This is a genomic window from Burkholderia sp. E168m23, from assembly GCF_016586125.1.
Lineage (GTDB): Bacteria > Pseudomonadota > Gammaproteobacteria > Burkholderiales > Burkholderiaceae > Burkholderia > Burkholderia orbicola.
Window position 1 is genome coordinate 1 of the sequence record NZ_BCPP01001324.1, and the last position, 1,432, is coordinate 1,432.

Below are 1,432 nucleotides of genomic sequence, written 5' to 3' on the forward strand. Positions count from 1 at the left end.
CGCGATCGATCCGCGCAACGGCGCGATCCGTGCGTGGGTCGGCAGCCCCGATTTCGGCAGCGAGCCGTTCGATCATGTGGTACAGGCACGGCGTCAGCCGGGTTCGACGTTCAAGCCGTTCGTCTATGGCGCCGCGTTCGCGGACGGCATGCGGCCGAGCGACACGTTCGTCGACGGCCCCGTCGCGATCCCGATCGACGGCCGCGCCGTGTGGTGGCCGACCGATGCGGAGCCGCCGACCGGCGCGCCGATGACGCTGCGCGACGGGCTGGCGCTGTCGCGCAACCGCATCACCGCGCAGGTCATGCAGCGGGAAGGCGCGGCGAAGGTCGCGCAGCTTGCCCGCGCGATGGGCGTGCGCGACAGCCCGCTCGACGCGGTGCCGTCGCTCGCGCTCGGCACGAGCCCGGTCACGCTGAAAGAGATGGTGTCCGCGTACGGCACGATCGCGAATCGCGGCGTGTACGTCGCGCCGCAGATGATCACGCGCATCGAGGATCGCGACGGCAAGGTGCTCGCCGCATTCGGCAGCGCGCCGCCGGAACGCGCGCTGTCGGCGCCCGCCGCACTGACGCTCGTCGACGCGATGCGCGACGTCGTCGATTACGGGACCGGCGCGGACATCCGCTCGCGCTACGGGATTCGCATCGACGTCGCGGGCAAGACCGGCACGACGCAGGACAACACCGACGGCTGGTTCATCCTGATGCATCCGCAACTGGTGGCCGGCGCGTGGGTCGGCTTCGACGACGGCAGCGTGACGCTGCGCAGCGACTACTGGGGCGCGGGCGCGCACAGTGCGCTGCCGATCGTCGGGTCGTTCTACGATGCGGCGCTGCGCGCGCGGGCAATCGATCCGCATGTGCAGTTCTCGCCCGATTTCCGGCCACGCAGCGCGCCAGCGCCGAAGCGGCGCGCGCCGCAGCATTCAGGCCTGTTCGACTGGCTGCGCTTCTTCCGATGATCGTGCCGGCGGCGGGCTGAGCCAGGAAACGCGTTCAGCCCGCCGCGAGCGTTGCGGCGAGCGCATCGAACTCCGGCGCCCATGCCGCACGCCACGCGGCTTTCGTCGCGTCGTCGACCCATGCGCCGTCGATCCCGTTCAGCATGAACTGCTTCAGGTCGGCCACGGTGAAGCCGAAATGGCTGAACATCAACTCCCACGCTTCCGACGGGTTCACCTTGTGCAGCGTCGGATCGTCGGTGTTCGGATGGATCTTCAATCCGAGCCCCGGCATCTTGCGCATCGGATGCAGTTCCGCCCATTGCTCCGGCGGCAGCGTGCGCAGGTAGTACGAATTCGTCGGCACGACGGTGAAGACGATCCCGCGCTCCGCATAGCGCGCGCACAGCTCGGGGTTGTCGACGATCGTATAACCGTGATCGACGCGATCGACCTGCAGCAGATCGACGGCCGTCTCGACGTTACGCC

At 69.1% G+C, this 1,432-nt stretch carries 1 protein-coding gene and 1 pseudogene; one reads left to right on the top strand and one right to left on the bottom strand.

The window, feature by feature from the left end:
- A partial coding sequence (locus JMF90_RS36945; RefSeq protein ID WP_268906100.1) for a penicillin-binding transpeptidase domain-containing protein occupies positions 1–964 on the top strand: 964 nt, incomplete at its 5' end.
- A 34-nt stretch (positions 965–998) separates the two neighbouring features.
- On the opposite strand, the pseudogene JMF90_RS36950 reads toward JMF90_RS36945, so the two are convergent.
- A pseudogene (locus JMF90_RS36950) lies at positions 999–1,432 on the bottom strand (adenosine deaminase); the annotation flags it as partial.